Raw genomic sequence first — 23030 nt, 5'->3', positions numbered from 1 at the left:
CCTTGCCAATGTGCGAGGTTTTTGTTTTATAATCTTTAATTATTGGCTTTTTTTTCTTCAATTGAAAATAAAAAAAAAGACAGAAAAATCAATCAATTTTATTTTTCAAATGAAAATTAAAAAACCTATTTTTGAGCGGATAAGAAAATGAAAAAGTACGTTCTTAAAAAATAGTTTTTGCTCGCAGGAAAGCAAAAATAAACGCTCAGGCGAGGAAAATATCGCACAGGACAATACAAGTATAAGTTCAACGGGAAAGATTTCCAAAACGAGAATATTGACGGGAATCAGCTGAATTTGTATGACTATGGATGGAGAAATTATGACCCTGCATTAGGACGTTGGATGAACATTGATAATATGGCAGAAAAGTATGTTTCGGTCTCGCCTTATCATTATGCAGGAAATAATCCTGTATTTAATTTGGATGTTGATGGGAATGAATTTACTGAAAGTGCATGGCAATGGGTTAATAGATTGATTACTTATGTAATTGATATTGGTGCTGAGAAATCAATTTATAATGAAATATCCAAAGCTAAAGATAGAAATGTTATTTTCTATATTGAGCATCTTTCAGATTCAACTTTAAAGTTTCATTTAATCAATTCTAATGGGAACGACTTTTTAAGAACTGATAGAAAATTATTTGTGAATGATAACTTTTATCCCATAATTTTTGATACTGATTATCTTTTTTATTCAGAAATGAAAAATGGCAGACCAATTCTTTCTTTAAAAGTAAAAAAGAATTCTTATGTAGAAATTCCCATTCCTAGTATTGAGGAAAGAGAAAAGAATCCGGAATTGTATGGATTCAAAAAGAAATCTATAATGATTGATAATAGTGTTTATTGGATTCTTGATAAAAAAGGAAAACTATTAAAAACTAATACTGATAAATAATTTTTTGGATATATAAAATAAGATGAATCAAACAAAAGCCATTCCGATTACGGGGTAGTTTTTTGTTTGCCCAGCTAGCGCAAGCATCTTTGCTCTTGAACGCAAAGAACATTGCACACCCAACGGTTTACAATTAATCTTTATATTTGATGATTAAATGAATAAAACGAGCGAAAAAATGAAACCGTATGCCTTAATAACCGGCGCCAGCAAAGGCATCGGAAAATCTATTGCTTATGAATTGGCGAAACAGGGTTATCCACTATTGCTTGTTGCAAGAAGTGCCGAGGAATTAAAAGTACTATCTGATGATCTTCAAGTTAAATACGGCATCAATGCTTCTGTTTTATCGATTGATCTTTCGGTAAATGGTGCATCGCAAAAAGTAACTGATTGGATAAAAACGAATAACTATCCCGTTGGCATTTTAGTTAACAATGCCGGTTATGGTGTGTGGGGCGATTTTAGTCAGTCTTCGCTAAGCGATCAGCTTGGTATGATGCAGCTTAACATGAATGTAGTGGTAGAACTTTCACATTTATTAGTACCCATACTTTTACAAGAAAAACAAGCCTACATTTTAAACATATCCAGTACTGCTGCATACCAGGCTGTACCTACGCTGGCTGTTTATTCGGCTACAAAGGCTTTTGTTTTATCGTTTACGCGCGCCTTGCGTTTCGAACTTGCCCCAACTTCAATTTCAGTAACCTGTTTTAGTCCGGGTCCCGTTGATACTGGTTTTGCTGAAAGAGCTGGCTTAAACGCCTTTAGCAAAATGGCTGAAAAGTTTAATATGCAGCCTGATGGAGTTGCAAAAATGGCAGTAAAAGCTATGTTCAGCAAAAAATCAGAAGTTATACCGGGTTTTACCAATATCATTTCAGTTTATGCCAACCGCATACTACCAAAGGGATTTATCGAAAAAACCGCAGCGGGAATTTATAAGATTTAATTTTTTCAAAAAAAAATAAAAAAATATTCTTTGTAAAAAGAAAAATTAAACTAAGTTTGTATTAAATTCTACTAATTCTATAGAGTATGTCAAATAAACGAAAAAATAAGCTTAATTTATCTGAAAACCGAATGCACGCAAACATGCTAATGTGTTGTTGTTGCAGTTGTTGTTATTCTGTTTTAGATAAAATTACAAACTATATTATTTCATTTATTAAATCTATATTATCATGGTATCTTCTTATAAAACCTTTACCCTTACTGAGCAATTAACTAATGAGCAAATTGCATTTTTTAACGAACATGGCTTCATCCATTTCAAAAAATTTATAAATCCGGAAACGGTTTCATCCATTATTGATGCCTCGAAACAAGTAGAGCAAAAATGGATTGACAATGACCTTGAAAAAGTAAACGGTGTTCCTATTAAATACGGAAAAGATTTAGATGGTTCTCCTATAGTACAACGTTTTGCTTTTATCAATCAACATCATCAAACCTTAAGCGGTCTTTTACTTGATCCAAGATTTAATGGTTTATTACCATTGGCAGGCGAGGGCGCCAGATTAGGCACCGAAGAAAAAGACGGAATGGTTTTTAATCATTATATCAATGGACCGGAAAGTAAGTTTACTAAAATGGGCTGGCATACAGATGGTTTGAGAGATATTTTTTATGGTGCAAAATTAAACCCGATGCTCAATGTGGGTATTCACTTAAGTACTTTAAAACCCGAAAACGGTGGTCTTAAAATCATTCCGGGTACTCACAAGCAAAGTATTTACCAAATGCTTTTTCGTAAAAAATACTTTTTAGATAATAAACCCGATCCACAGGAAGTTTCCATCACTCCGGAAGCTGGAGATTTAACCGTTCACGATGGCCGTTTGTGGCACAGAGTGGCAGAATCAACTATCCGTGGCGAAGAGAGTAGAAGAAGGGTTATTTATATCCCGATTATAGCCGGAAAATACGCTCCTAAAAACGAGAACAGTCCAACGGTTTTCTATCAACGCTTTGCTGGTATTGTTAAATAATATGCTGATTATCCTCGCATTTAGTTATCTGGTTAGATCAGGTAAGCTAAAAAATACGACTGATTTTTTTAAAAATACGCAAAGAAAAATAAAATTTAAAATTGTAAAACTAGAATTGGCTATACTGTCAGGCTTACAAATATTGCGCTATTAATGGGAAAAGAAATACAGCTTGAAGATAAAAATGCAATTGTACAAAGAACATTTTCAGACCGTAATCGAACTAATATTTTAAAAAGATCCGAACAGTTAACAATTGTATTTTTGCTTCCAAAGGTGCCTAAATTCATTTCGCCAAACGTACTCACTTTAATGGGTACACTGGGTTCAGGATTCGTTTTTTTAGCTTTTGTTTTAGGTACTTATGTAGCAACGTGGTATTTACTTTTGGGTATTATCGGGTTGGTTATAAATTGGTTAGGTGATTCTTTAGATGGAAGATTGGCTTATTACAGAAATATCCCGCGTCGTTGGTATGGTTTTGCACTCGATATTATTGCCGATTGGATTGGTATTGTACTTATAGGTTTTGGCTACTACATTTATGCTAAAAATGGCACACAAATAATAGCCTTTGCTTTTGTCGCATTGTATGGCTGGTCTATCATCATCAGCCAGTTGCGCTACAAAATTACAAATGAATACAGTATAGATTCCGGCTTTGTTGGCCCAACAGAACTTCGATTTATTATTGCTTTAATTTTAATTCTAGAAGTTTTATTTCCCGGATCAATTACCTATTTGGCGGGTTTAATCACTATTATTTTGTTTATAATCAATATCATAGATAGCTTGAAACTTTTAAAATTGGGCGATCTAAAAGATAAAAACCAAGACTGATATGTTCAGGAAAAAATCCATTTTTACTTTTCTGCAAGCACAAGTTGCGGCATTTTTAGGTGGCATAACCGACTATGGGGTAATGATTTTATTAACTGAAGTATTTAAATTGCATTTTACCTTTTCTATTCTAATCTCCGGAACCGTTGGCGCCATTATCAATTTCAGCATCAATAGATTTTGGGTATTTAAAAATCAATGTGGTTATAGCAGCCGCATCAATAGTCAGCTTTTTAAATTTGCGTTGGTGGTTTTGGGAAGCATTTCCTTAAAATCATCTGGTACGCTTATTTTGCAAAAAGTATTTCAGATCGATTATAGAATCGGAAGATTAATCACCGATAGTTTTGTCTCTTATGGATTTAATTATCCACTGATTAAATATTGGGTTTTTAGGGCAAAAGAAAAACAGAATGTAGTTGAATCAAATTAATGTATAAATAATTATGGCAAATCAAATCCGTTTTTATCCGCGTTTTTACGAAGTAAATCTGCTTTATCCGCGTCAAAATTAGACGCTGATTTTACTGATTCGCTAAAGCGAAAACGCTGATAAAAACGGATTTTTCTAATTACTTTCCTGATTAAATCTTTAGATAATTTTATAGTTTTTCGCTTAATCTAGGCGTTATAAAAAAAATTCGTTTATGAATAAATTACCATTTAAATATTTTACAAAATCACTAATCGTTATAACGGTCTTAGTAAATATATATTCTCAAAATCTATCGGCACAATCCAAAAATCCATCACCATTACATTTTCCAACACCGAAAAATATAGATAATATGCTATTTTACGTTCAGCGGGACCCCAATACAAACACTGCTATTTATGCCATAAACTACCAGGAAAATGGAAAAATAGACAAAAGCAATCCTATAAAAGCCTATTGGATTCGATATGCTGAAAAAGGAGAAAAAAAAGATTTTAGTTATATACAACGCAAATTTGCATACGGAATAGAAAGTAAAGCCTTAAATAATGAGGACTTTGAACTTCAATTTGTATCGTATAAAAAGCTGCCCTTAACCTTGAAAAAAATAGATTCAGATCAAAAATATCATGTTTTTATAAGCATGAATCAGAAAAAAATACAGGTAGAAAAAATATTTGTACGCATTGAAGGAGGTTCTTTTTGGTTACCCAATGTAAAGTATGCCGAAGTTACCGGAATTGAGACTTCCTCAAATAAAATGATTACTGAGAGGATGTTATTGAAATGAGATACTATATCCAAATAGTTAATCACGAAACCCTTTAATAATTCTATCTAATTCTTTTGTGTTTTTGTATTCTCCATTAATACTATCCATCCTTCTTTGCGATTTAAACCATTCGAGGTTGTTAGTTTTAGTGGTATGGTTCCAAATCATTTCATAATCATTCATGTATTTATATCGGATATAAATCACTCCGTTTTTTACAATAAATTCTTGATGTTCTCTTTCCAGAATCCACTTTATGTTTTTATAAAAATTTGGCGGAATTTCATTTGTTTTTGCAATTTTAATAATTGATTATGAAATGTTTCTGAAAACAATACTGGTTCTTGCAAATTCTCATTTACAAGCACAGGACGAAGTTCTACATATCTATTTTGCCAATAAAAATAAGAAGCAAATAAAAGAATTATAACTATTATTGCTAAGTATATTTTCTTTTTCATTATTCTATCTTAATGATTAAATCCCTTAATGATAGTATTTAATTTCCTTTTTTTTTTCTTCATGGAATTTAATAGAGTCTGTCTTTATAGTTTTTAAAATAGATTCTATTTTTTTTCTCCGAGAAGCTACATATTCATTTTTATAAATAAGATCAATGCTGTCCCTCTCTTTTTCTAGTTTAAAATACTTCGTAGACGTAGCTCTAGTGGTGTAATTCCAAACCAAATTCATGTCGTTCAGGAATTTATTTCGTACATAAATAATCCCATTTTCTTCAACATAATCCACTCTGGAACCATCCAAAACCCATTTTATGTTCTTATAGTAACTTGGAGAAACCTCATTTGGTTCTGCAAATTTGTAAAGATCATTGTCAAAAAATGTTATTTGACGGGTATATTCTACTTCTGCTAAAATTACGGGCCTAAGTTCGACGTATCTATTTTCCCAATAAAAATAAGCAGAAAACAAAAGAGCAAATGTGATCAACACAAAAAGTATTTTCTTTTTCATTATTCTATTTTAATTTTAGTTTTAAGTCTCCTGTAGAATTAAATTGAAAGGTAAGATTGAAACTTTGCTTCCACTGACCGCGCATCTCGTAAGGTTTAGCGCCGCAATATTTTTCGACTAATAATGCATCTGAATCTCCAATGTTTCCGAAACCGTAAATATAAGCCGATGCTCCTTTATGCCAATCATATCTATCATTCCAAGAATGAATTATTTCACCTGATAGTGTATAGTTTTTATCCTTTTTGGTAACTTTAAAATGACATCTTGAACTTAATGTACTACTACCACTTGCATAATACAATTCCCCAAAAATACCTGCTCTTACTTGTTTGTCATAATATGTAGTAAAGTTCTTAGGCCTTCCTTCTTCCAGAGTTAGCAGGAAAAGTCCAAAATAAGTATCCTCGTCGTTTTCAAAACGTTCAATATTTACATTTTCTGCAGAAATAACTTCCCTTTGTTTTCTCAACCAGTTAAAGTCCATAGTTTTAGTAAATCCTGATCCGTCTAGCCACCATTGTAAACAATCTGCTGCCATATTATAATTTCTTTCCCTGGCTTTTTTAATCATTTCAAGATAATTCTTTTTTAACATTAAAGCTTTTTCTCTCTCATTCTGCTGAAGATAGAAGCTTCTAGCCTTTGAACTCCCTTGTTCATTCCAAAAAGGGTCTCCAAATAATTTTTTATACTCTGAAGGATCTAAATCAGTTTTTGTTGTAAAAATGTTTTTATTCATATTTTGGAGGTAATTATTTAATTATCTCTCAAATTTGAGATATACAAATAATTATGATGTCCAGAATAAGATTTAAAAATATCATTAAAAGTCTAAATACTGTTTTTGTATAAATTCAATGGCTCAGATATGCGCAACGATAGCGCGGAAATTCTTTCCGTGTCCCGCTCCAAAGAGTTCTTACGAAAACTGTGTGACTATTTCCTAACTTCGCACCCATAAAATAATGTACCAAAACAAAAAAGAGACTCGAAAGTCTCTTTATAGAATTAAAATATCTTTATAATTAATTATTTATTAATCAATTTTTCAAGCCTTACCATCATTTCATCTTTCTCTTTCAACATACGTTCGTATAATGCTATTTTTTCTTCATGAAGTGAAATCAATTTTTCAATTGGATGAATATTAATTGTTCCGTAATTAAATGAATTACTAAAAGCGTGTTCTCCAAAAGTATTAGAAATAATATTGATCGCTTGTTCCTCATCAAAATTCTGAAAAGCTTCAACAGGAATTTTTAATACAGCCGAAATCTGTTTCAGCAGGCTGTCTTCAATTACATCTTTCTGCTCCAGCATAGAAATTTTCTTCTGGTTCCAGTCTTCGCCCAGATCATAAGCTAAAGCTTGCTGCTTTATGTTAAGCATTTCTCTGAAACGTTTTACGTTTCTTCCCTGATGTATTTTCTGTTCCATAACGAATATCAATTTTTCTAAAGGCTCAAAGATAAAGCCATTTGGATAAAAAATCCTGAATTTCAAAGATAAAAAAATATCCCGTAAAACATCCTTTTTGTCAGATATTATACCGGTTATATTTCTGTTTTACTCCAATGTTTTTTGGTATAATGCCGCCGAAGATCCTGACGCTAACCAGACGAGGGTTTATATTCTTTTAATCAAAATGCTCGATGCAATAGAAAACAAGACAAAAGAGAGGAGAAAATTTACATGAAATAACCATGAAATCAGGTATTGTTTTTCGTATCGGCCTAGAGTAAATTTGTTTGAATCAAATAGTAGATAATACTAGAATTACTAATAACCTTGAATTTTTACAAATTATGAACATAAAAAAAACACTCAGTATTGCCGTACTTCTGCTTGTTACACAGCTAAGCTTCGCTCAATATTTTAAACTAACTCCGCAAGGCTTTGTATCAAACGATAATAGCGATTATACGGTAGTAAATGTGTCAAATGCAAAACAGAAGGATTTGTACAAGAATGTACTCAATGCTATTAATTCATTGTACAGTAATCCACAAAAAGGACTCAATGTAGTGGAAGGGGAAAGTATTAGTTTGACTGCGTATGAAGAAAATGCGCTAACGGTAAAGCATAGCGCTGGAGGTTTTGGAAAAGGAATTTATAAATATGACTTATCTTATACGTTATCTTTTCTTTTTAAAGACGGTAAGATTCGAATTAACAGTCCTGTTTTTGAATGCAAACGATGGTATGAAGGAACTTACAGACCTACAAGTGGCTGGGGCAGCAGCGGCTGGTTTACGCTAAAACTTGTAAAAGGCAAAAACGATAGAGTTGCTATTTATGATAAAAATGGAAAACTTCTTTTAGAAGATGCCTCGAATGGATTAAACAATCATTTCAATTCGGTTTTAAAACAAATTATTGATAAATCTCAAAAGATAAATAATTGGTAATGAGGATTTACATGGATATAATAAAATAAAAACTTTTTATAATTCCTGGTAAGATGACTTATAAGGCGGAATACTAGTAGTAAGTATTCCGCTTTTTTTTTAGGCTATTCTTTATTATCTATAGTGTCTTCAAGGCCTAAATTTTAAATTAATGATCGTAACAATTTTTTACTCGACTGGTAAAACGATCCTATCTTTAATTTTAGATGACCATTGAACCTGCCAAATACGTCCGTCAAGCTGATCAATCAAAATGAAATTATATACATTGGTTGTCGGATAAAGAAAGAATCTGCCATTTTTTTCTTCTTCGGCCGAAACACGAGGTGTTAAAGATAAAGGAGATTCAAATCTTCCTTTTCCTGTGTCCCATTGCACCTGCCACATTTGCCCATTTCTTGTGTTTAACTTAATAAATGTCAAGGTATTTTGTGTTGAAAAAAGGCGATATGCAATGTCGTTATCAGGCGAATTGACAGGAATTGTGGTGGTTTGATTTTGTGCAAAGACTGTCATTGTTGTCAAACTAATAATTAGAGCCATCAGTATTCTTTTCATATTGTCAATTTTATTTATTTCGATTATTATTACGCTCCATGTCTGAACCTTGTGTTATCTTTTTTATTACTTGTGTATTGCCTGAAAATTTTGAAAAAATACCATTGGTAATGCCAAATAAAAAACTTAAATAAAAAATAAAAGAGGCGGGAATCATGATGTAAGGATGCCAAAAATACAGATATCGCCAACCATAGCCATGGTTTTCATTTATATAACTATAAACCAATATTCCTGCTGCCAAAGCAATCAATAGCAGCAGCCCAATTGCAATAAGCACTTTTCTTTTTTTATCAGGCTCCAACAATCGAATACTGTCATTTTTTTTCGAAAGAGGATGAATCAAAAATTGCCTGATGTAATAAATAAATACGATGCACCAAAGTACCGTGCCCAGGCCAAGCAAAATAAATGCTTCGCTGGCAGAGGTGTGAATCATCTGATAATCGCTTTGATGATGATTTCCTGCGTAATGGAGAATGAGTGGCAGCCCGATAGCAAAAAACAACAAAAAGATGATCCAAAATATAATAAAGCCTTTCCAGAATTTCATATCTTAAGGTTTTTTATAGATTAAAATAATACTTCATTTTACTTTGTTAAAGATAGGTAATATTTTATTCGGTGATTACCTCAAGGGTTTACCCATGATTATTTATTATTATGGAATTTTGACTACTACGTGAAATAGTTGCAGGAACGAAGCAGAAACAGTTATATCGAAGTCGTAAATTTATTTACAGTCATTAAAAACTGCAATATGTTTCAATTTATAAGAGTTAAAAATTTCGGATAATGGGTCAATAAAACTATAGATTATCCATAAAAAAATCCCATTAGAAATGGGATTTTAATTTTATGACCTCGACAGGACACGTTTCTATATCTTATGGATGATTTGAAGAAATTGGCATCCTATATTTAGTGTCTGTCCTCCATTGGCTTTATGAATTTGGTTTGGATGTCCTGTTAGGGATTGATGGAAAATGCAACGCAAAAAAAACAAATAGTTGACCTCTTTTAAAAATCGTCTTAGCTTTTGAGACAGAAAAAGTATTAAGTTTAAAATAGGATTGCTACGAATTTGATCTAAAAATTCTGTATTTCATATTTATTCAGTAAATGTAGTTTTCAAAACCAAAAGTATTGAAAGATTTTTTAGTTAGTAAATTTTTTTCTATTAGCTAATTTCAAGTTTATAGCCTTTGCTACGTATAACAACAATGTTGATATTTGGATCAGATTCAAGTTTTTTTCTAAGCTTAGATATAAACATATCTAAACTACGGCCTACAATTACACCGTCATCTTCCCATATCTCTTTTTGTAAGCGGCTTCTTTCTATTATTTTGTTTGGAGAAGAAGCCAAAATCAGCAATACACGGGTTTCTGTTCCGGTGAGGTCTATTGTATTTCCGCTTATGATAAGTTTTCGATTCGTTGTATCGAATAATGCCGATCCTAAAGTATAAATACCTTTATTTTGTTTTTCAGGTAATGTTTTTCGCGGCTTGACAGATTTAAAAAAAATAATACCTGCAAATACTAAAAAAGACAGACTGCCCAAAAAATATTTATTCTCTGCTGTAGTTATTTCCGCTGGCTTGAATTTAATGTTAATCATATAACAGGATTTGGGCTGTCTTCTTCCTATGCAGGTTACAATATCATCTTTTTTATTTTTGGATATAGCATATCCATAAGCAACACTAGAATTACTACAATTTAGAACGTTAACGATATAATAAGTTGCGAACTGATCTTTGGCTAATAAACGACTTGTAATATTTACTAATGAGTCCGGTTGAAAACTAAAATCATTTTCAAACCTGATCTGGTATTCATTTTCTGAAATCTTTTTTACAGGGAGTACCCTTGATGTACTGTCGCCCGATTGCAGAAGTAATTCGTGTCCGACCCTTCGAAGTAAAATTTCTCTCTTGGCAAAGTCAAAGTCACTATCTTCCATACTAAAAGCCGTACAGATTATAACGGCAAGCAAGGTTAAGATCAATACAAATAGAACTTTACGATTTTCTGAAATGAAATTTCGACTAAGATGCATAGTGTCAGTAATTTATTTACAAAGTTTACATTTTTATTTACAATTTTTATCGCTCAAGCCAAAATATATCAAAGTAATTTTGCTGCATAAAATTTAATAAGCAGATAAAACGATGTTATTAATTAAAACTACAAAAAGTATGAAAAAAATGATTTATGTGTTGATCTTATCCTTGGTTGTGGTAAGCGGATTTGTATTTACAAATCGTGAAACTAAAAATGAAATTTTTGAAAAGTCAACACCCAAAAAACTTTCTATTGCTGAAAACAGAACTGCATTGAAAAAATGGGAGGATACTCCTGATGGAATAATGTATAAAAAATGGGAAGCGTCTCCCGCAGGTAAAAAAGTGTATGCCAGTGAAGCTAAAATAAGAAACTCTATTAATGATTATGTCAATATGGAGGCAGTTGTAACCACTCTTTCTCTTCCAGTAGGCTCAAGATTAGGCTTTGGGGTGATGGTAAAGATTAATCATGATGATTATATACTTAGTTTTGGATTGGAAAAGTCTGGCAAAAATGAATTTCAGCAGTTACAGAGCCTGAAAGTTAACGACACAATAATTATAAAAAGCCATAGTGTATCCCATGCACCTAAGTACCTATACCCAATTATATCTGGTGACTATGTAGCACGAGATAGTAAGATGATTTACAAACGTGCATCTCACAAAGACGGTTGCTAAGCAAAGAAATTGCGAACTGATAGACAATTTCCTCATGAGATCGGAAATAGCAGTTTATGAAAATGTATGACTTAATTCAGATCTATTCTTTATGTTCGAATCTTGTTAAGTTATCGAAAGCTAAAATTTAAGTTTCTCTTATTTTTCATTTAAATGCGTATTCTTTTGCAGTTTGCTTTTTTATTTTAATGCGATTTAAAAAAAAATAAAAAACAAAAACGAGCAAAACTTAATTATTTAATAGCGTATATGAAAAAAATGGCGCCAATTGTCTTCAATTGGCGTCATTTGGCCTTGTGACCTCCACTGGACAAATTCCTATACTTTATGGAGGATTTGAAGAGATTGGCTTACCAGAATTATAAACACATATTGTTTTGCTCAAAAAAGCAATATAAGCAAAATGGTGGATGAATATGCTGTTAAGAACCAATTCAATGGAACGGTGCTAGTTCAAAATAATCATAAGATCATTTATCATAAAAACTTTGGGGTTGCTGAGCGTTCATTTAATTCGAAAATTACTAATGAAACGAAATGAGTAGTTTTTTTACTAAATATTTTTAAGGGGTTATAATGATAATAAAAGGATTAAAGGATTGTTTGCAAAACCTTGCTGAAACAAGATAGTACGATTTTAAATTTGTTTTTTTAAATAGATAAATTCTAATGGTTTTTCTGAAATATTAATATGAATTTCGCTCTCAGGAAAAGCTTCTCTTTGGCCTGTCTCAACATAGCCATGACGTTTGTACCAAGCAATTAACTCAGAGCGAACCGAAACAACTGTTATACTAATAATAGATAGCCCTAAAGTTTTAGCGTGATTTTCACCTTCTGCCAACATCTTTTTTCCAATCCCGCTATTTTGTAATTCTGGCGAAACAGTTAACATTCCCAAATACAATTGGTGATCTTGCTCTTCGAAAAGGACTGATCCAATGATTTGTTGGTTCTCTGTAAACTTTAGAAATGTGTTTTTAGGGTTTAAAATTATATCCGTTAATTCCTTTTCTGTGGTTCTTTTTCCTTCTAGCAAATGACTCTCGGTAGTCCAGCCTTTTTTAGAATTTTTTCCTCTATATGCAGAATTGATAAGTGCCGTTAATTTTGAAATATCTTGTAATGTAGCTTTTTCGATCATGAATTTTAAATGGTATAATTTTAGTATTTTCAATAAGCTGTAATAGCAAATTTGCAATTGTTACGAGCTTCATGAGATTTTTAGAGGTAATGAATAATTTTAGTTATCATTTTTCTGATAACATTGGTATTTTTTGATTGTAAGTATCAGTATATAAATTATCAATAAAAAATTTAGCAAGTAGTTTGCGACTCATCTGAAAGGGCCTTAGTTTGCGGTCGTAAGTAACGTCTAATTCTCCTAAGGTCTCTTTTTCATTTAAACCCACAGGTCTGGCAATTGTCCATTTTGTTAAAGACTCCTGGATTAAGAATTCCTGCGCATTGTGATCATCAAAAATGATTTTAAAATTTGTCATTCTAATCAATAATTTTACATACCATGGGGCATATTGAAAAGAATTTCCGGCGCCAATGGCAGATAGTATTAAAATTCTTTTGATCTCATATTCACTCATAACTTTTAAGACAATAGTTATGGTTTTTTCTAAAAAATGAGGAGGATCTATTTTGCGAAAGGAAATCGCTTCGCCGCGTGTTAACGGGCTTAATAAGCTTAGTACCGCATCGCAGTCCTTCATTGCTTTACGTACATCATTGCTATTTGTGGGGGAACCGGTTATAATTGTTAGCCCATTAGATCTTACATTAATTTTAGTTGGATTTCTCACTAATGCAGCAACCTGATACCCTTTTTCTAACGCAAATTGGATAGCGTGTTTGCCTGTTCTTCCTGTTGCTCCCAGTATGAGTATTCTTTTTGATATTGTTTTTTCCATAGTAATTTTAGTTAAACTAATGTTATGTAATTTATTGGTAAGAGATTCAAATAAAATTAGCAAATAATTACAGCCCTGTTTATTGTTTCTGTAATTTTCATTCGCAGATTTAAGATTAATCTTAATCAGTTCAATTTTCCAATTCTCATACTTTCATCCCATAATTTTGACGCGATAAATGAATCTAAATTTATTTGTTCTTTTATTGAAGGTTTTGCGACTTTGGGAAAGAAATATCCTGAGTCTTGCGATTTCGTTTCAGTTAGAGCCAGAACATTTAAAACTGCTTTTTCGACGCTGTTGCCAATCAAAGGCCCAAAAACAGTAAAAAGAAATTTCATAACACCTTTTACATTTCGATCAATTCCGGTTTTCACAACTCCGGCATTGATAACATTAATTGGAATTGAGGTGCCATATCGTTTATTGAACTCTTGAGCATGCATGTGAATGGCAAGCATATTTTGGCCTATACTTTTCATTAAGGAATAGCTAGTTTTCATCTGTAAGTCTTCAAAATTTATTAAAGCATTTTTTCTAAGTGGACCACCTACAATAATAATTTTCCCCTGCGCGCGTTGTAATTCCTCAATTAAAAGCTCATCGAGCATAAATTTACAAAGATAATTCACTGCAAAACTTCCATATAAACCATCTTTTGTTTCGCTCCTTTGAGAATTTAGGGTACCTGTAGCCTGAATTAATACATCAATTTTATTGGTCAGCTTTTTTATTTCTCCTGCGAGTTGTTTGATTCCTTCAATAGTAGAAACATCAGCAGCTATGAATCTTGCGGAGGAGCCATTTATCGTTGAAAGTTCTTCGGCAATTTGACTACCTTTTTCAGTATCGCGACCCTGTAGTATAATAGTATTACCTTTTTTAGCTAGCGCCAGAGCAACAGCATATCCAATACCACCAGTTCCTCCGGTAATTACAATTGTTTTTTTCATGAGATTATTTTTAATATGAATTTGAAATTAATCAATTGGGCTCTTAAATAGTTTTCTGCTCACTTAAGTAGTAAGTGAAATTGATAATTCGGGGTTATTTATTTTGGGACTACATTACTTTTTTTTGTAGAGTTAAATCTTATGGAAGACTTTAGTAGGTAATTAATAGTCAGATAAGATTATAAAACTAGGTTGGGCAAATAGTAAAATTTAAAACCAATTCGTCAATTGTGTGCTTTCTGACTATGATCATATCTTTTTATCAATGATTCCCTTATTTTTTTTACCATATAATGCGTTAATGGTAAAGATAAATAGTCGGTTGGCTTGTTCCAGGACGAAAACTTGGCGATAACAATCTGGTTTGCTCTGTCAACAAAAAGATTCTGTCCATGAATTCCCATGGCAAACATGATCTGTGTCTTCTCGTTTATAATATACCAACCATTTCGGTAAGACATATTTTTGCTGATAGGCGCAAAAGCTTTACCCCATTGACCATTTTTCCAGGCATCAGTATCACCATTATTTAGAATATCTTCGATCAAAGATAAGGGCATAATTTCTTTTGAATCAGCAATTCCACCATCGATGATAAGTTGACCTATGCGGGCGAAATCACGAGCTGTTGTGTTAAGACCTCCTGTACATCTGGGATTTTTTTCTTTATCTACAGTAATAAAGGCCTCGTTCTCAGCACCTATTGGTTTCCATAATAGTTCGCTCAGGAGTTTGTTGATTTTTTTTCCTGTCGCATTTTCAATTGCCCAACCTAAAAGGTCCGTGTTAGCAGAAACATAGCTAAATGAGTCATCTGTTGCTTTTTGAGGTTGTTTTAATGAGATGAAAAATTCATGTAGGTTCATTGGCTGATTTCCTTCTGGTACAGACTCCCAATTAGTTGCAAGATCATAGTTTTTTTGCTGATCTTCACTTAACACTATTCCTGAGCGCATGTCAAGCAATTGACGTAAAGTTACATGCTGATAAAGGGTTCCATTAATTTGCGGAATATAGGTCGAAACGGAAGCATTCAGATCGATGTCTCCTTTATGTTCTAGAATACCTGCGAGAATTCCGATCACAGCTTTAGTTGCTGACATTAGTATATGAGGAGTGCGAAAATCATTTCCATTAGTATAGGACTCATGTACAATTTCACCCTTGTGAAGAACTACTAAAGAGTCGGTTGCTGTAATTTTTAACAGCAATTTTAGTAGAAAACCATTTAGAGATTTCGAAGCGTTTCTAAAAACATTAGCATGAAGGGCGTCATTCTCGATGGACAGCGACGGGATAAATCTTTTAACATTGTGAAATGCCCAGCGATTGAAAGGATTAATTCTCCAATTAGAAATGGTGGTATCCCTTTCTGCATTAATTATTTCAAATTTTTTTGACATTTTATTCGTTTTATAAATGTCAAAATTGAAGTTATTTACTAGTATAATTTTTGACAATTGTCAAAAATTATATGGACTTTTTTCTAATACGACTTAAAGTTGACTGTTTTATACCCAGAAAAGATGCCACTGCTGATAATGATATTCTATTAGCAAGACCAGGATAAATTTTTAGAAACTCAAGATACCGCGTCTTAGCATCCTGAATCAGCATGTTGTTACTAATTTTTAATTTATTTATTAATGCATCAGCGGTAACTTCTAAAAAGAGATCCTTCCAACAAGGAATTGCAATTGCAAGATCGTTTAGATCTTTTTCGGAAAAAAACAATATTCTGCAATCAGATGCGGCTTTAAAATCTACTTCGGATGGAGTTTTATTATTGAAACTGGAAATATTTAACGCAAAATTGTTCTCTGTGATGAAAGCCTTTGTGATATCTTCACCCTGAGTAGTAAGATAACAAACACGCAAAATACCTTCTGTTACAAATCCAAGTTCTTTAGCTACTTTTCCATTTTCTAAAAAACAATCTCCTTTCTTAATGAATTTTGATTGAGCTCTATCTGTTATTAACTTGATATCTTGATCGTTAAGTGCAGGGTATCTTGAAAGGGCGTCTATAAGTTCTTTCATATTATCAATATTTCTGTTCAAGATCGTAAAAATATTGATCAAAAAAAAAATTAAAGTTGAGAATTACCCTTTTAAAAGCTGGAGAAGCTGGAACTTTCTTTTTGGAATTTGATTTCCACAAGCTTGAAAACCTCTCTTTGCTTGGTTTTAAAAGAAGGGAAAACTTTAACGGTATCAATATGGAAAAATTTATAAATTCACTGCATACCATTAAAAGCTTAGAGTACTTATTGACACCTGCAATTACTGAAGGTCAGAGGAATATTAGAAGAAAACATAAATTGGATTTTGAATGGATAGAAGATTAAATATCCTAATCTTGTCTGATTTAGATATTCTGAATTTATAAAATAACGTAAAATGATTCGTGTTAAAAATAATTAGCAAGTATTGGTGATGTAAGTTTACGTAAAGTAAAATTAAATTATTAATTTGAAAATATTTACATCAAAATTTATCAATGATAAACTAAACGTTAATAGGTAAATTAAAAGTTAAGATATGGGTAAAAAAAATGGATATGCAAAAAAGAATATAAGTTAGTTCTCTTCTTTATTTTTGTTTGCATATCCAAAATCAAAAGTAGTTTATATAGCACTAATCTTCACAGAACTGGCTTTATCATTAAAACTTCCCAGACAACTGTTATTTCCTGTTATGATTACAGATTCTCCTCCAAAATTATCATTCTGGTACATCGTAATTTTGTACCCATTTTCTAAGCGCACTGAAGACAAATCATCATTTACAACGCCATACGATTTTAACTGAGCCAACGTATAATTTCCAGCAGGCAATGCAATTGCATAACCAGTATAATTACAATTTTGATATACAGTCACAATTCCACCAGCTGCACTATTATATTTATTATCTATATAAGCACGTGATAAATTGCCTACCCCATCAAAATAATTATCAGCTAATTTTGCAGGATCTGTTGCAAATTCTCCAGTTTGTACTATGGCATCATTTCCATCGTTCCATGCCCAAGGAGCATTGGCTCCGCCTGTTTTAAAATTATTTCCTGTAAATCCTCCAGCTGGACTAGAAAACAATTGGGTGTTAAATCGTTGATCCCATAATCCTCCACTTTCAAAAATATCGACAAGTTTGTACTCTACATAATTATCATAATTATCAGAGGGTATTTGTGCAGTTCCGGTTGCCGAAGGGTAGTAAATAATTCCATCTCCATCTATATCGTGCTGTGGCCATGCTTTAAGACTATGTCCTTTAGAATCTTGTGCCGTAATAGGATGTAATTCTCCGTTATAATCTCTCATTTGTAATGTTCCGTCAATACTTTCCAATCCGTTTACAAAAGAACTGCCTGTTGGTACATACGAAAAGAAATCTGAATGACTTACTGTAACAGCTCCTTTTAAGATACCGTACGCAGAACCATTCTTTTCTACAATCATTAAGACTCCTTCCAGATCATTTTCGTGTTGGTCTAATTGATATAGAAGTGGGTTATCTGTCCAATCTCTTGGAGAAAAGAAGGCATAAGTAATGAACCAGTGTGTATTGGACTCTACAACCGAATAGTAACAATGCGCAGCTAAAGAATTGGCATAAGCAGGAAGATTGTCCCAGTTGTTTTCGCCATTCCAGTCATTGTCATAATTAATAGCAGTAAGGTAATCAGATTTTCCTCCTTCAGCATATGTTCCTGTGGCATCTACATCTTTATAATGAATAGGAGCCCATCTTCGTGCTAAATCAGAAATAGCTGCCGCGCTGATTTTTTTGGTGTTTTGTTGCTTTGTTGCCACAGCGGTAGTTTCTGCTTCATCTAATGTCGTGTCCTGACATGAGAATGTAATTGCGGATAATACAATAATTAAGACTTTTCTTAAGACTTTTTTTCGATTCTGTTTTTTCATAATTCTAGTTTTAATGGTTTATAATCTATTTAAAATTCCTTGATTTAGATAAAATTATTCTTGAGCTATTACAAACTGAGAAAGAAAAAATACTTATCTGCAATACAAACTTTATTTTCTGAAAGTCTTGCCGATAGAATATTTTGAATTACTATTCTTATTTATTTGTAAGTACCTAAAAAGAGAAATCGTACTATCTCACTAGTATTATAATAGCGTTAACAAAAAGTTAACAGGATTAAGATTGTTTATTGTTTTGGGAGTTAATTAGAACATAAGACATACATAGCAGTAATAATAGAATGTATAATTTGGTTATGCTAGTGATCGTGTACGGATATGACACGGTACCAATCAGTTAAATTATGTTTAACGGGTTGCTTGTATCATATTTTAAATTAATTTATTCTAAAATTTGCAAGTGTATTTTAATAAAAAGACTTTGAAAAAATAAAGCCTTTGTACATACAGGGCTTTGTCTGCATGGTTGGTTACTTTATATCTTATTTAAGTATATGATTTCTACTTATCTGATTAGTACATCAGCCTAATAAAATGCTTCATTTTGGATACAAATAGATTCAAAATGGATACTTCGCAGTTTAGAGTAATTGAAGATCTTTGTTATAAATAAAAAAACAAGAGATGATACAATCAAAAGGTTATGCGGCGCAAAGTGCTGATACTAATTTAGCAGCATGGGAATTTCAGCGAAGAGATATTACTGAAAATGATATGCTGATTGATATTTTATTCTGTGGTGTCTGTCATTCCGATCTTCATTCGATAAAAAACGATTGGTTTGCGGGAGTTTTTCCAATGGTTCCCGGACATGAAATAGTAGGAAGGGTTACTGCAGTTGGGAGCAATGTTACTAAATTTAAAGCTGATGATATCGTTGGTGTCGGGGTTATGGTTGATGCCTGTCTGGAGTGTGAAAACTGCCGAAGCCATCACGAACAGTTTTGCCCCGAAGGAGTGCAGACTTATAATAATATAGGAAAGGACAACCTGCCCGTTTATGGTGGCTATTCTAATAATATTGTGGTCCGTGAGGAATTTGTTCTGAAAGTTTCAAAAAAATTACCCCTGGCTGCTGTCGCACCACTTCTTTGCGCAGGTATTACTACGTATTCTCCCCTTCGTAACTGGAAAGTAGGCAAGGGCCATAAGCTGGCAGTAGTAGGTCTTGGCGGATTAGGTCATATGGCAGTAAAATTTGGTATTGCTTTTGGCGCAGAAGTTACTGTTTTAAGTACTTCTGAATCAAAGAGAAATGACGCAAAAGCCTTAGGAGTGCATAATTTTGTTGTGACTAAAGATGAGGAGCAATTAAAAGATGTTAAAGGTTCGTTCGATTTTATACTCGATACGGTTTCGGCTAAACACGATATAAATTTATACTTGTCACTGCTTAGAACCAGCGGTGTGCATATCTGCGTAGGTATACCTTTGGAGTCCCTGTCAGTTGCTCCGTTTTCACTTGTTGCCGGTAATAAGGCGTTGGCCGGATCGGGTGCTGGCGGATTAGCCCAGACTCAGGAAATGCTTGATTTTTGTGCAGAAAACAATATTGTTTCAGATGTAGAGCTTATTGACATAAAAGATATACACCATGCTTTTGAGCGTATGAAAAAAGGCGATGTGCGATACCGTTTTGTAATTGATATGGCCACTATTAATAAATAAAAAATAATACAATTTGTGTGATGAAAAAAGACTGGAATAAACCCTATATGATGAATTCAATTTCAGAATTACATCGTATACTGGAACTTCCAAAACCACAACACCCTTTGATAAGCGTAATTAATTTTGAAGAAATCACTTGTTATTCGGATGAAGCTTTACGTAGTGTGTCGTATAATTTTTACTGCATTGCCCTGAAAAAAGGCTTTGAAGGAAAAATGAAATACGGGCAGAATTATTATGACTTTGATGAAGGGGTCATGACATTTTTTGCACCTAATCAAATCGTATCAACTGAAATTGTTTCAGATCTGAAATTATCAGGCTGGTGGCTGGTGGTACATCCGGACTTTCTTATCAATTATCCTTTATCCAGGAAAATAAAAGAGTATGGTTATTTTTCTTATACTGTAAATGAGGCGTTGCATCTTTCTGAAAAAGAAGAAATTGCAGTTACAAATATTATGCAGATCCTTACGCACGAATATCATGTGTCAATTGATAAATACAGCCAGGATGTAATGATTGCTCAGATAGAATTACTGCTTACCTACTGTAATCGTTATTATAATAGGCAGTTTATCACTAGAAAACATGCCAGCAATGATCTATTCAAAAAGATGGAAAATATTTTGGAAGGATATTTCAATGCGGATAATTTACAATCGAAAGGAATTCCTACGGTTGATTTTCTTGCCAAAGAACTGAATGTTACCCCTCATTACTTAAGTGATATGCTTCGCCAGCTTACTGGATTAAATACTCAGCAACACATTCACGGTAAAATAATTGAATTTGCCAAAGAGCTGCTTTCTACTACTGATTTAACGGTTGGTGAAATTGCATTTAGACTGGGATTTGAGTATTCGCAGTCATTTAATAAACTTTTTAAGAATAAAACAAACCAATCGCCAATCGAGTATAGAAACTCACTAAACTGATACATTATGGATTTAAATGGTGCTAAAATCCTCATAACAGGAGGAACAACAGGAATAGGCTATGAAACAGCAAAATTATTACGATCTAAGGGAGCTAATATCGTAATTTGTGGCCGCTGGAAAGAGAATGTAGATGAAATTGCTGCAGAACTTGATATATTTGGTATACAGGCTGATGTTGCCATAGAGCGTGATATTGAAAAAATGTTTGAGTATGCTCTAGAAAAACTGGAAGGGCTCGATGTTCTAATAAACAATGCAGGACTCGGATTCATGGGATCTTTAATAGATACTTCGGTTGATGACTTTACAAATATTTGGCAAATCAATACAAGGAGTGTCTTTATGTGTGGAAAGTTGGCCGCTAAATATTTTATTTCTCAAAGTTCAGGTAACATCATCAATATTTCATCTATGGGAGCTGTCCGTGGTTTTGCAAACGGTTCAGCCTATGTGTCGAGTAAATCTGCTATCTCGGGACTCACTATGTGCTGGCAGGCAGAATTGAGAAAGTACAATATTCGCGTGACACAAATAAATCCAAGCGAAGTGATTACAGACTTTGCTGCAAAAATAGGACATGTCTCTGTTGATCCTGAGCGAAAATTAAAGGGTATAGAAATTGCGCAGGTGATTGCCTCTACACTTACTTTAAATGACATTGCATTTATTCCTGAAATTAATGTTTGGGCAACAAATCCATGATTTTATTTATACTATAAACTAAATCATAAAGATCTCTAATCTTAAGGTTTATCACTATGATCTCAAGAATGATTAGTCTTATCATCCGGCAAAAAAAACAACCTCTTTTATTTAGCTTAACGAAACACCCTTAAATCAATATTAATAAGTTATCGTGTTTTTAACATTTGAGAATGAAACTGATTTTGTGAGGATTCTGAATAGGCATCTTATTAGTGTTGAATTACTTACTTCCATTTTTCCATGAATATCTGCTCGAGAGCGTTTAATTCTTTGGCATAAATTGTTTTTTTTCGAGTTCCAAAATAAAGTATGTTTTCTAAGGGAGTAGTTCCTTCCCATATTAATTTAATTCCTCCCTGATTAATAGATTCCCGGCAAAGAAAATCAGGTATGATTGAGAAACCTTTTCCTTTGCTTAGACATCGTGTGATAGAACTAATATTTGGAACGATATAATTGGGCTTAAAATCAGGATGATGCCCGAAGTTTTTGAGCCAAAAATTTTTGTGATGTTCCATATCAGCAGCTGTACTGTACCAGATCTGTTTTTTGAGCCATTCGCTTATTTTATCTGTTTTAGAAGAAGCCAGTAAGGATTCGAGTTCGGCAGTTTCTGTTTCACTGCCGGCAACCAGAACAATTCTTTCTTGAGAAAAAGCTCTGTAGTCGAGGTTTTTTTGCTGGCCTTTATGAGGAGTAATGATTAAGTCTAACAGACCATTATCCAGATCCTGCTGCATTTGATGGTATTCTCCAAATTTGATAATTAGATTAAAAGACAGATTGGAAATATGCTCTTCAAGAGTATATTGAAAGGTTTCAAAACACATGCCTATACTTATAGTAGCACGATCTGTTTTTGAGCTTTTGTGAAATAGCTGTTCGGCGGTTTCTAATTTTGTAAGCGGTTCTAAAATAAAGTTATAAAACACCTTTCCTCGCTCAGTTGGTACCATTTTGCGGGCCGAGCGGTCAAAAAGTTTGTAACCTGTAAAAGCTTCTAATGAATTAAGGTGCAGACTAGCTCCTGGCTGGGAGATGAACAATGCCTGAGCAGCTGCTGATAATGTTCCTGTTTCGTAAATTGCTTTAAAAGTGCGGAGCCATTCTAAATTAAGCATCATAAAGTGTGTTATTATAATTATGATACAAATGTATGATTTAAATTATTTTGATGATAGTATTTTTTTAAAGAAATTTGCCTTTTAAATCAGTATCAGTAATTTATGTAATACTGAGAAAA

Annotated in this window: 25 protein-coding genes and 1 pseudogene; 12 read left to right on the top strand and 14 right to left on the bottom strand. The window is 32.9% G+C overall.

Annotated elements, in window-relative coordinates:
- Positions 1 to 246 precede the first annotated feature (246 nt).
- The 6 genes and pseudogenes from ACQY44_RS25965 to ACQY44_RS25940 form a co-directional block, all read left to right on the top strand.
- Positions 247 to 906: pseudogene (locus tag ACQY44_RS25965) on the top strand (RHS repeat domain-containing protein); the annotation flags it as partial.
- A gap of 157 nt (positions 907 to 1063) precedes the next feature.
- Positions 1064 to 1861 carry an SDR family NAD(P)-dependent oxidoreductase gene (locus ACQY44_RS25960; protein WP_428233167.1) on the top strand — a complete coding sequence of 266 codons (798 nt, stop codon included), beginning with the start codon at positions 1064 to 1066 and terminating at the stop codon, positions 1859 to 1861.
- A gap of 232 nt (positions 1862 to 2093) precedes the next feature.
- Positions 2094 to 2900 (top strand): phytanoyl-CoA dioxygenase family protein, encoded by an 807-nt coding sequence (locus tag ACQY44_RS25955; protein ID WP_428233166.1) that lies wholly within the window; start codon positions 2094 to 2096, stop codon positions 2898 to 2900.
- 153 nt (positions 2901 to 3053) lie between these two features.
- Positions 3054 to 3740 (top strand): CDP-alcohol phosphatidyltransferase family protein, encoded by a 687-nt coding sequence (locus ACQY44_RS25950; protein ID WP_428233165.1) that lies wholly within the window; start codon positions 3054 to 3056, stop codon positions 3738 to 3740.
- Between the two features lies 1 nt (position 3741).
- A complete protein-coding gene (locus tag ACQY44_RS25945; protein WP_428233164.1) occupies positions 3742 to 4173 on the top strand; it encodes a GtrA family protein in 432 nt (143 codons plus the stop codon).
- A gap of 214 nt (positions 4174 to 4387) precedes the next feature.
- A complete protein-coding gene (locus tag ACQY44_RS25940; protein ID WP_428233163.1) occupies positions 4388 to 4966 on the top strand; it encodes a DUF4833 domain-containing protein in 579 nt (192 codons plus the stop codon).
- 236 nt (positions 4967 to 5202) lie between these two features.
- On the opposite strand, the gene ACQY44_RS25935 is transcribed toward ACQY44_RS25940, so the two are convergent.
- The 4 genes from ACQY44_RS25935 to ACQY44_RS25920 all read right to left on the bottom strand — a co-directional run bounded on the left by ACQY44_RS25935 (position 5203) and on the right by ACQY44_RS25920 (position 7363).
- Complete coding sequence (locus tag ACQY44_RS25935) at positions 5203 to 5409, bottom strand: hypothetical protein (RefSeq protein ID WP_428233162.1); 207 nt, start codon at positions 5407 to 5409, stop codon at positions 5203 to 5205.
- 25 nt (positions 5410 to 5434) lie between these two features.
- Positions 5435 to 5923, bottom strand: a complete 489-nt coding sequence (locus ACQY44_RS25930) for a hypothetical protein (RefSeq protein WP_428233161.1) — start codon at positions 5921 to 5923, stop codon at positions 5435 to 5437.
- Between the two features lie 4 nt (positions 5924 to 5927).
- Positions 5928 to 6665 (bottom strand): hypothetical protein, encoded by a 738-nt coding sequence (locus tag ACQY44_RS25925; protein ID WP_428233160.1) that lies wholly within the window; start codon positions 6663 to 6665, stop codon positions 5928 to 5930.
- A 290-nt stretch (positions 6666 to 6955) separates the two neighbouring features.
- Positions 6956 to 7363: a helix-turn-helix domain-containing protein gene (locus ACQY44_RS25920; RefSeq protein ID WP_428233159.1), complete on the bottom strand. Its 408-nt coding sequence runs from the start codon at positions 7361 to 7363 to the stop codon at positions 6956 to 6958.
- Between the two features lie 368 nt (positions 7364 to 7731).
- On the opposite strand from ACQY44_RS25920, the gene ACQY44_RS25915 reads away from it, so the two are divergent.
- The gene (locus tag ACQY44_RS25915; RefSeq protein WP_428233158.1) at positions 7732 to 8334 is read left to right on the top strand and encodes a hypothetical protein; all 603 of its coding nucleotides are present in this window, start codon (positions 7732 to 7734) and stop codon (positions 8332 to 8334) included.
- A gap of 168 nt (positions 8335 to 8502) precedes the next feature.
- Here the strand turns inward: ACQY44_RS25915 and ACQY44_RS25910 are convergent, their stop codons facing one another.
- The 3 genes from ACQY44_RS25910 to ACQY44_RS25900 form a co-directional block, all read right to left on the bottom strand.
- Positions 8503 to 8892 (bottom strand): hypothetical protein, encoded by a 390-nt coding sequence (locus ACQY44_RS25910; protein WP_428233157.1) that lies wholly within the window; start codon positions 8890 to 8892, stop codon positions 8503 to 8505.
- A gap of 10 nt (positions 8893 to 8902) precedes the next feature.
- The gene (locus ACQY44_RS25905; protein WP_428233156.1) at positions 8903 to 9445 is read right to left on the bottom strand and encodes a hypothetical protein; all 543 of its coding nucleotides are present in this window, start codon (positions 9443 to 9445) and stop codon (positions 8903 to 8905) included.
- 627 nt (positions 9446 to 10072) lie between these two features.
- The gene (locus ACQY44_RS25900) at positions 10073 to 10861 is read right to left on the bottom strand and encodes a winged helix-turn-helix domain-containing protein (protein WP_428233155.1); all 789 of its coding nucleotides are present in this window, start codon (positions 10859 to 10861) and stop codon (positions 10073 to 10075) included.
- Between the two features lie 235 nt (positions 10862 to 11096).
- On the opposite strand from ACQY44_RS25900, the gene ACQY44_RS25895 reads away from it, so the two are divergent.
- The gene (locus ACQY44_RS25895) at positions 11097 to 11645 is read left to right on the top strand and encodes a hypothetical protein (RefSeq protein ID WP_428233154.1); all 549 of its coding nucleotides are present in this window, start codon (positions 11097 to 11099) and stop codon (positions 11643 to 11645) included.
- A gap of 637 nt (positions 11646 to 12282) precedes the next feature.
- On the opposite strand, the gene ACQY44_RS25890 is transcribed toward ACQY44_RS25895, so the two are convergent.
- The 5 genes from ACQY44_RS25890 to ACQY44_RS25870 all read right to left on the bottom strand — a co-directional run bounded on the left by ACQY44_RS25890 (position 12283) and on the right by ACQY44_RS25870 (position 16560).
- Positions 12283 to 12789, bottom strand: coding sequence for a GNAT family N-acetyltransferase (locus ACQY44_RS25890; protein ID WP_428233153.1), 507 nt, complete (start codon positions 12787 to 12789; stop codon positions 12283 to 12285).
- A 106-nt stretch (positions 12790 to 12895) separates the two neighbouring features.
- Positions 12896 to 13567, bottom strand: coding sequence for an NAD(P)-dependent oxidoreductase (locus ACQY44_RS25885; RefSeq protein ID WP_428233152.1), 672 nt, complete (start codon positions 13565 to 13567; stop codon positions 12896 to 12898).
- Positions 13568 to 13692: 125 nt separating this feature from the next.
- The gene (locus ACQY44_RS25880) at positions 13693 to 14520 is read right to left on the bottom strand and encodes an SDR family NAD(P)-dependent oxidoreductase (RefSeq protein WP_428233151.1); all 828 of its coding nucleotides are present in this window, start codon (positions 14518 to 14520) and stop codon (positions 13693 to 13695) included.
- 224 nt (positions 14521 to 14744) lie between these two features.
- Positions 14745 to 15923, bottom strand: a complete 1179-nt coding sequence (locus ACQY44_RS25875; protein ID WP_428233150.1) for a serine hydrolase domain-containing protein — start codon at positions 15921 to 15923, stop codon at positions 14745 to 14747.
- A gap of 67 nt (positions 15924 to 15990) precedes the next feature.
- Positions 15991 to 16560, bottom strand: coding sequence for a Crp/Fnr family transcriptional regulator (locus ACQY44_RS25870; protein ID WP_428233149.1), 570 nt, complete (start codon positions 16558 to 16560; stop codon positions 15991 to 15993).
- Between the two features lie 56 nt (positions 16561 to 16616).
- Here ACQY44_RS25870 and ACQY44_RS25865 point away from each other — a divergent pair, with 56 nt between their 5' ends.
- On the top strand, positions 16617 to 16868 hold the full coding sequence (locus ACQY44_RS25865) for a hypothetical protein (protein ID WP_428233148.1): 252 nt from the start codon (positions 16617 to 16619) through the stop codon (positions 16866 to 16868).
- 279 nt (positions 16869 to 17147) lie between these two features.
- Here ACQY44_RS25865 and ACQY44_RS25860 read toward each other — a convergent pair whose 3' ends face one another.
- Positions 17148 to 18449 (bottom strand): hypothetical protein, encoded by a 1302-nt coding sequence (locus ACQY44_RS25860; protein ID WP_428233147.1) that lies wholly within the window; start codon positions 18447 to 18449, stop codon positions 17148 to 17150.
- A 645-nt stretch (positions 18450 to 19094) separates the two neighbouring features.
- Between ACQY44_RS25860 and ACQY44_RS25855 the strand changes: the two genes are divergently transcribed.
- The 3 genes from ACQY44_RS25855 to ACQY44_RS25845 are packed head-to-tail and all read left to right on the top strand — an operon-like array spanning position 19095 to position 21784.
- Positions 19095 to 20138, top strand: coding sequence for an NAD(P)-dependent alcohol dehydrogenase (locus ACQY44_RS25855; RefSeq protein ID WP_428233146.1), 1044 nt, complete (start codon positions 19095 to 19097; stop codon positions 20136 to 20138).
- Between the two features lie 20 nt (positions 20139 to 20158).
- Entirely contained in the window at positions 20159 to 21079 is a 921-nt protein-coding gene (locus ACQY44_RS25850) for a helix-turn-helix domain-containing protein (RefSeq protein WP_428233145.1), read from the top strand.
- A gap of 6 nt (positions 21080 to 21085) precedes the next feature.
- A complete protein-coding gene (locus tag ACQY44_RS25845) occupies positions 21086 to 21784 on the top strand; it encodes an SDR family oxidoreductase (protein ID WP_428233144.1) in 699 nt (232 codons plus the stop codon).
- A gap of 227 nt (positions 21785 to 22011) precedes the next feature.
- Here ACQY44_RS25845 and ACQY44_RS25840 read toward each other — a convergent pair whose 3' ends face one another.
- The gene (locus ACQY44_RS25840; RefSeq protein WP_428233143.1) at positions 22012 to 22911 is read right to left on the bottom strand and encodes a LysR family transcriptional regulator; all 900 of its coding nucleotides are present in this window, start codon (positions 22909 to 22911) and stop codon (positions 22012 to 22014) included.
- Between the last annotated feature and the right edge of the window lie 119 nt (positions 22912 to 23030).

This window comes from Flavobacterium sp. (assembly GCF_965277525.1).
Lineage (GTDB): Bacteria > Bacteroidota > Bacteroidia > Flavobacteriales > Flavobacteriaceae > Flavobacterium.
This window is presented reverse-complemented; position numbering and strand designations above follow the sequence as displayed.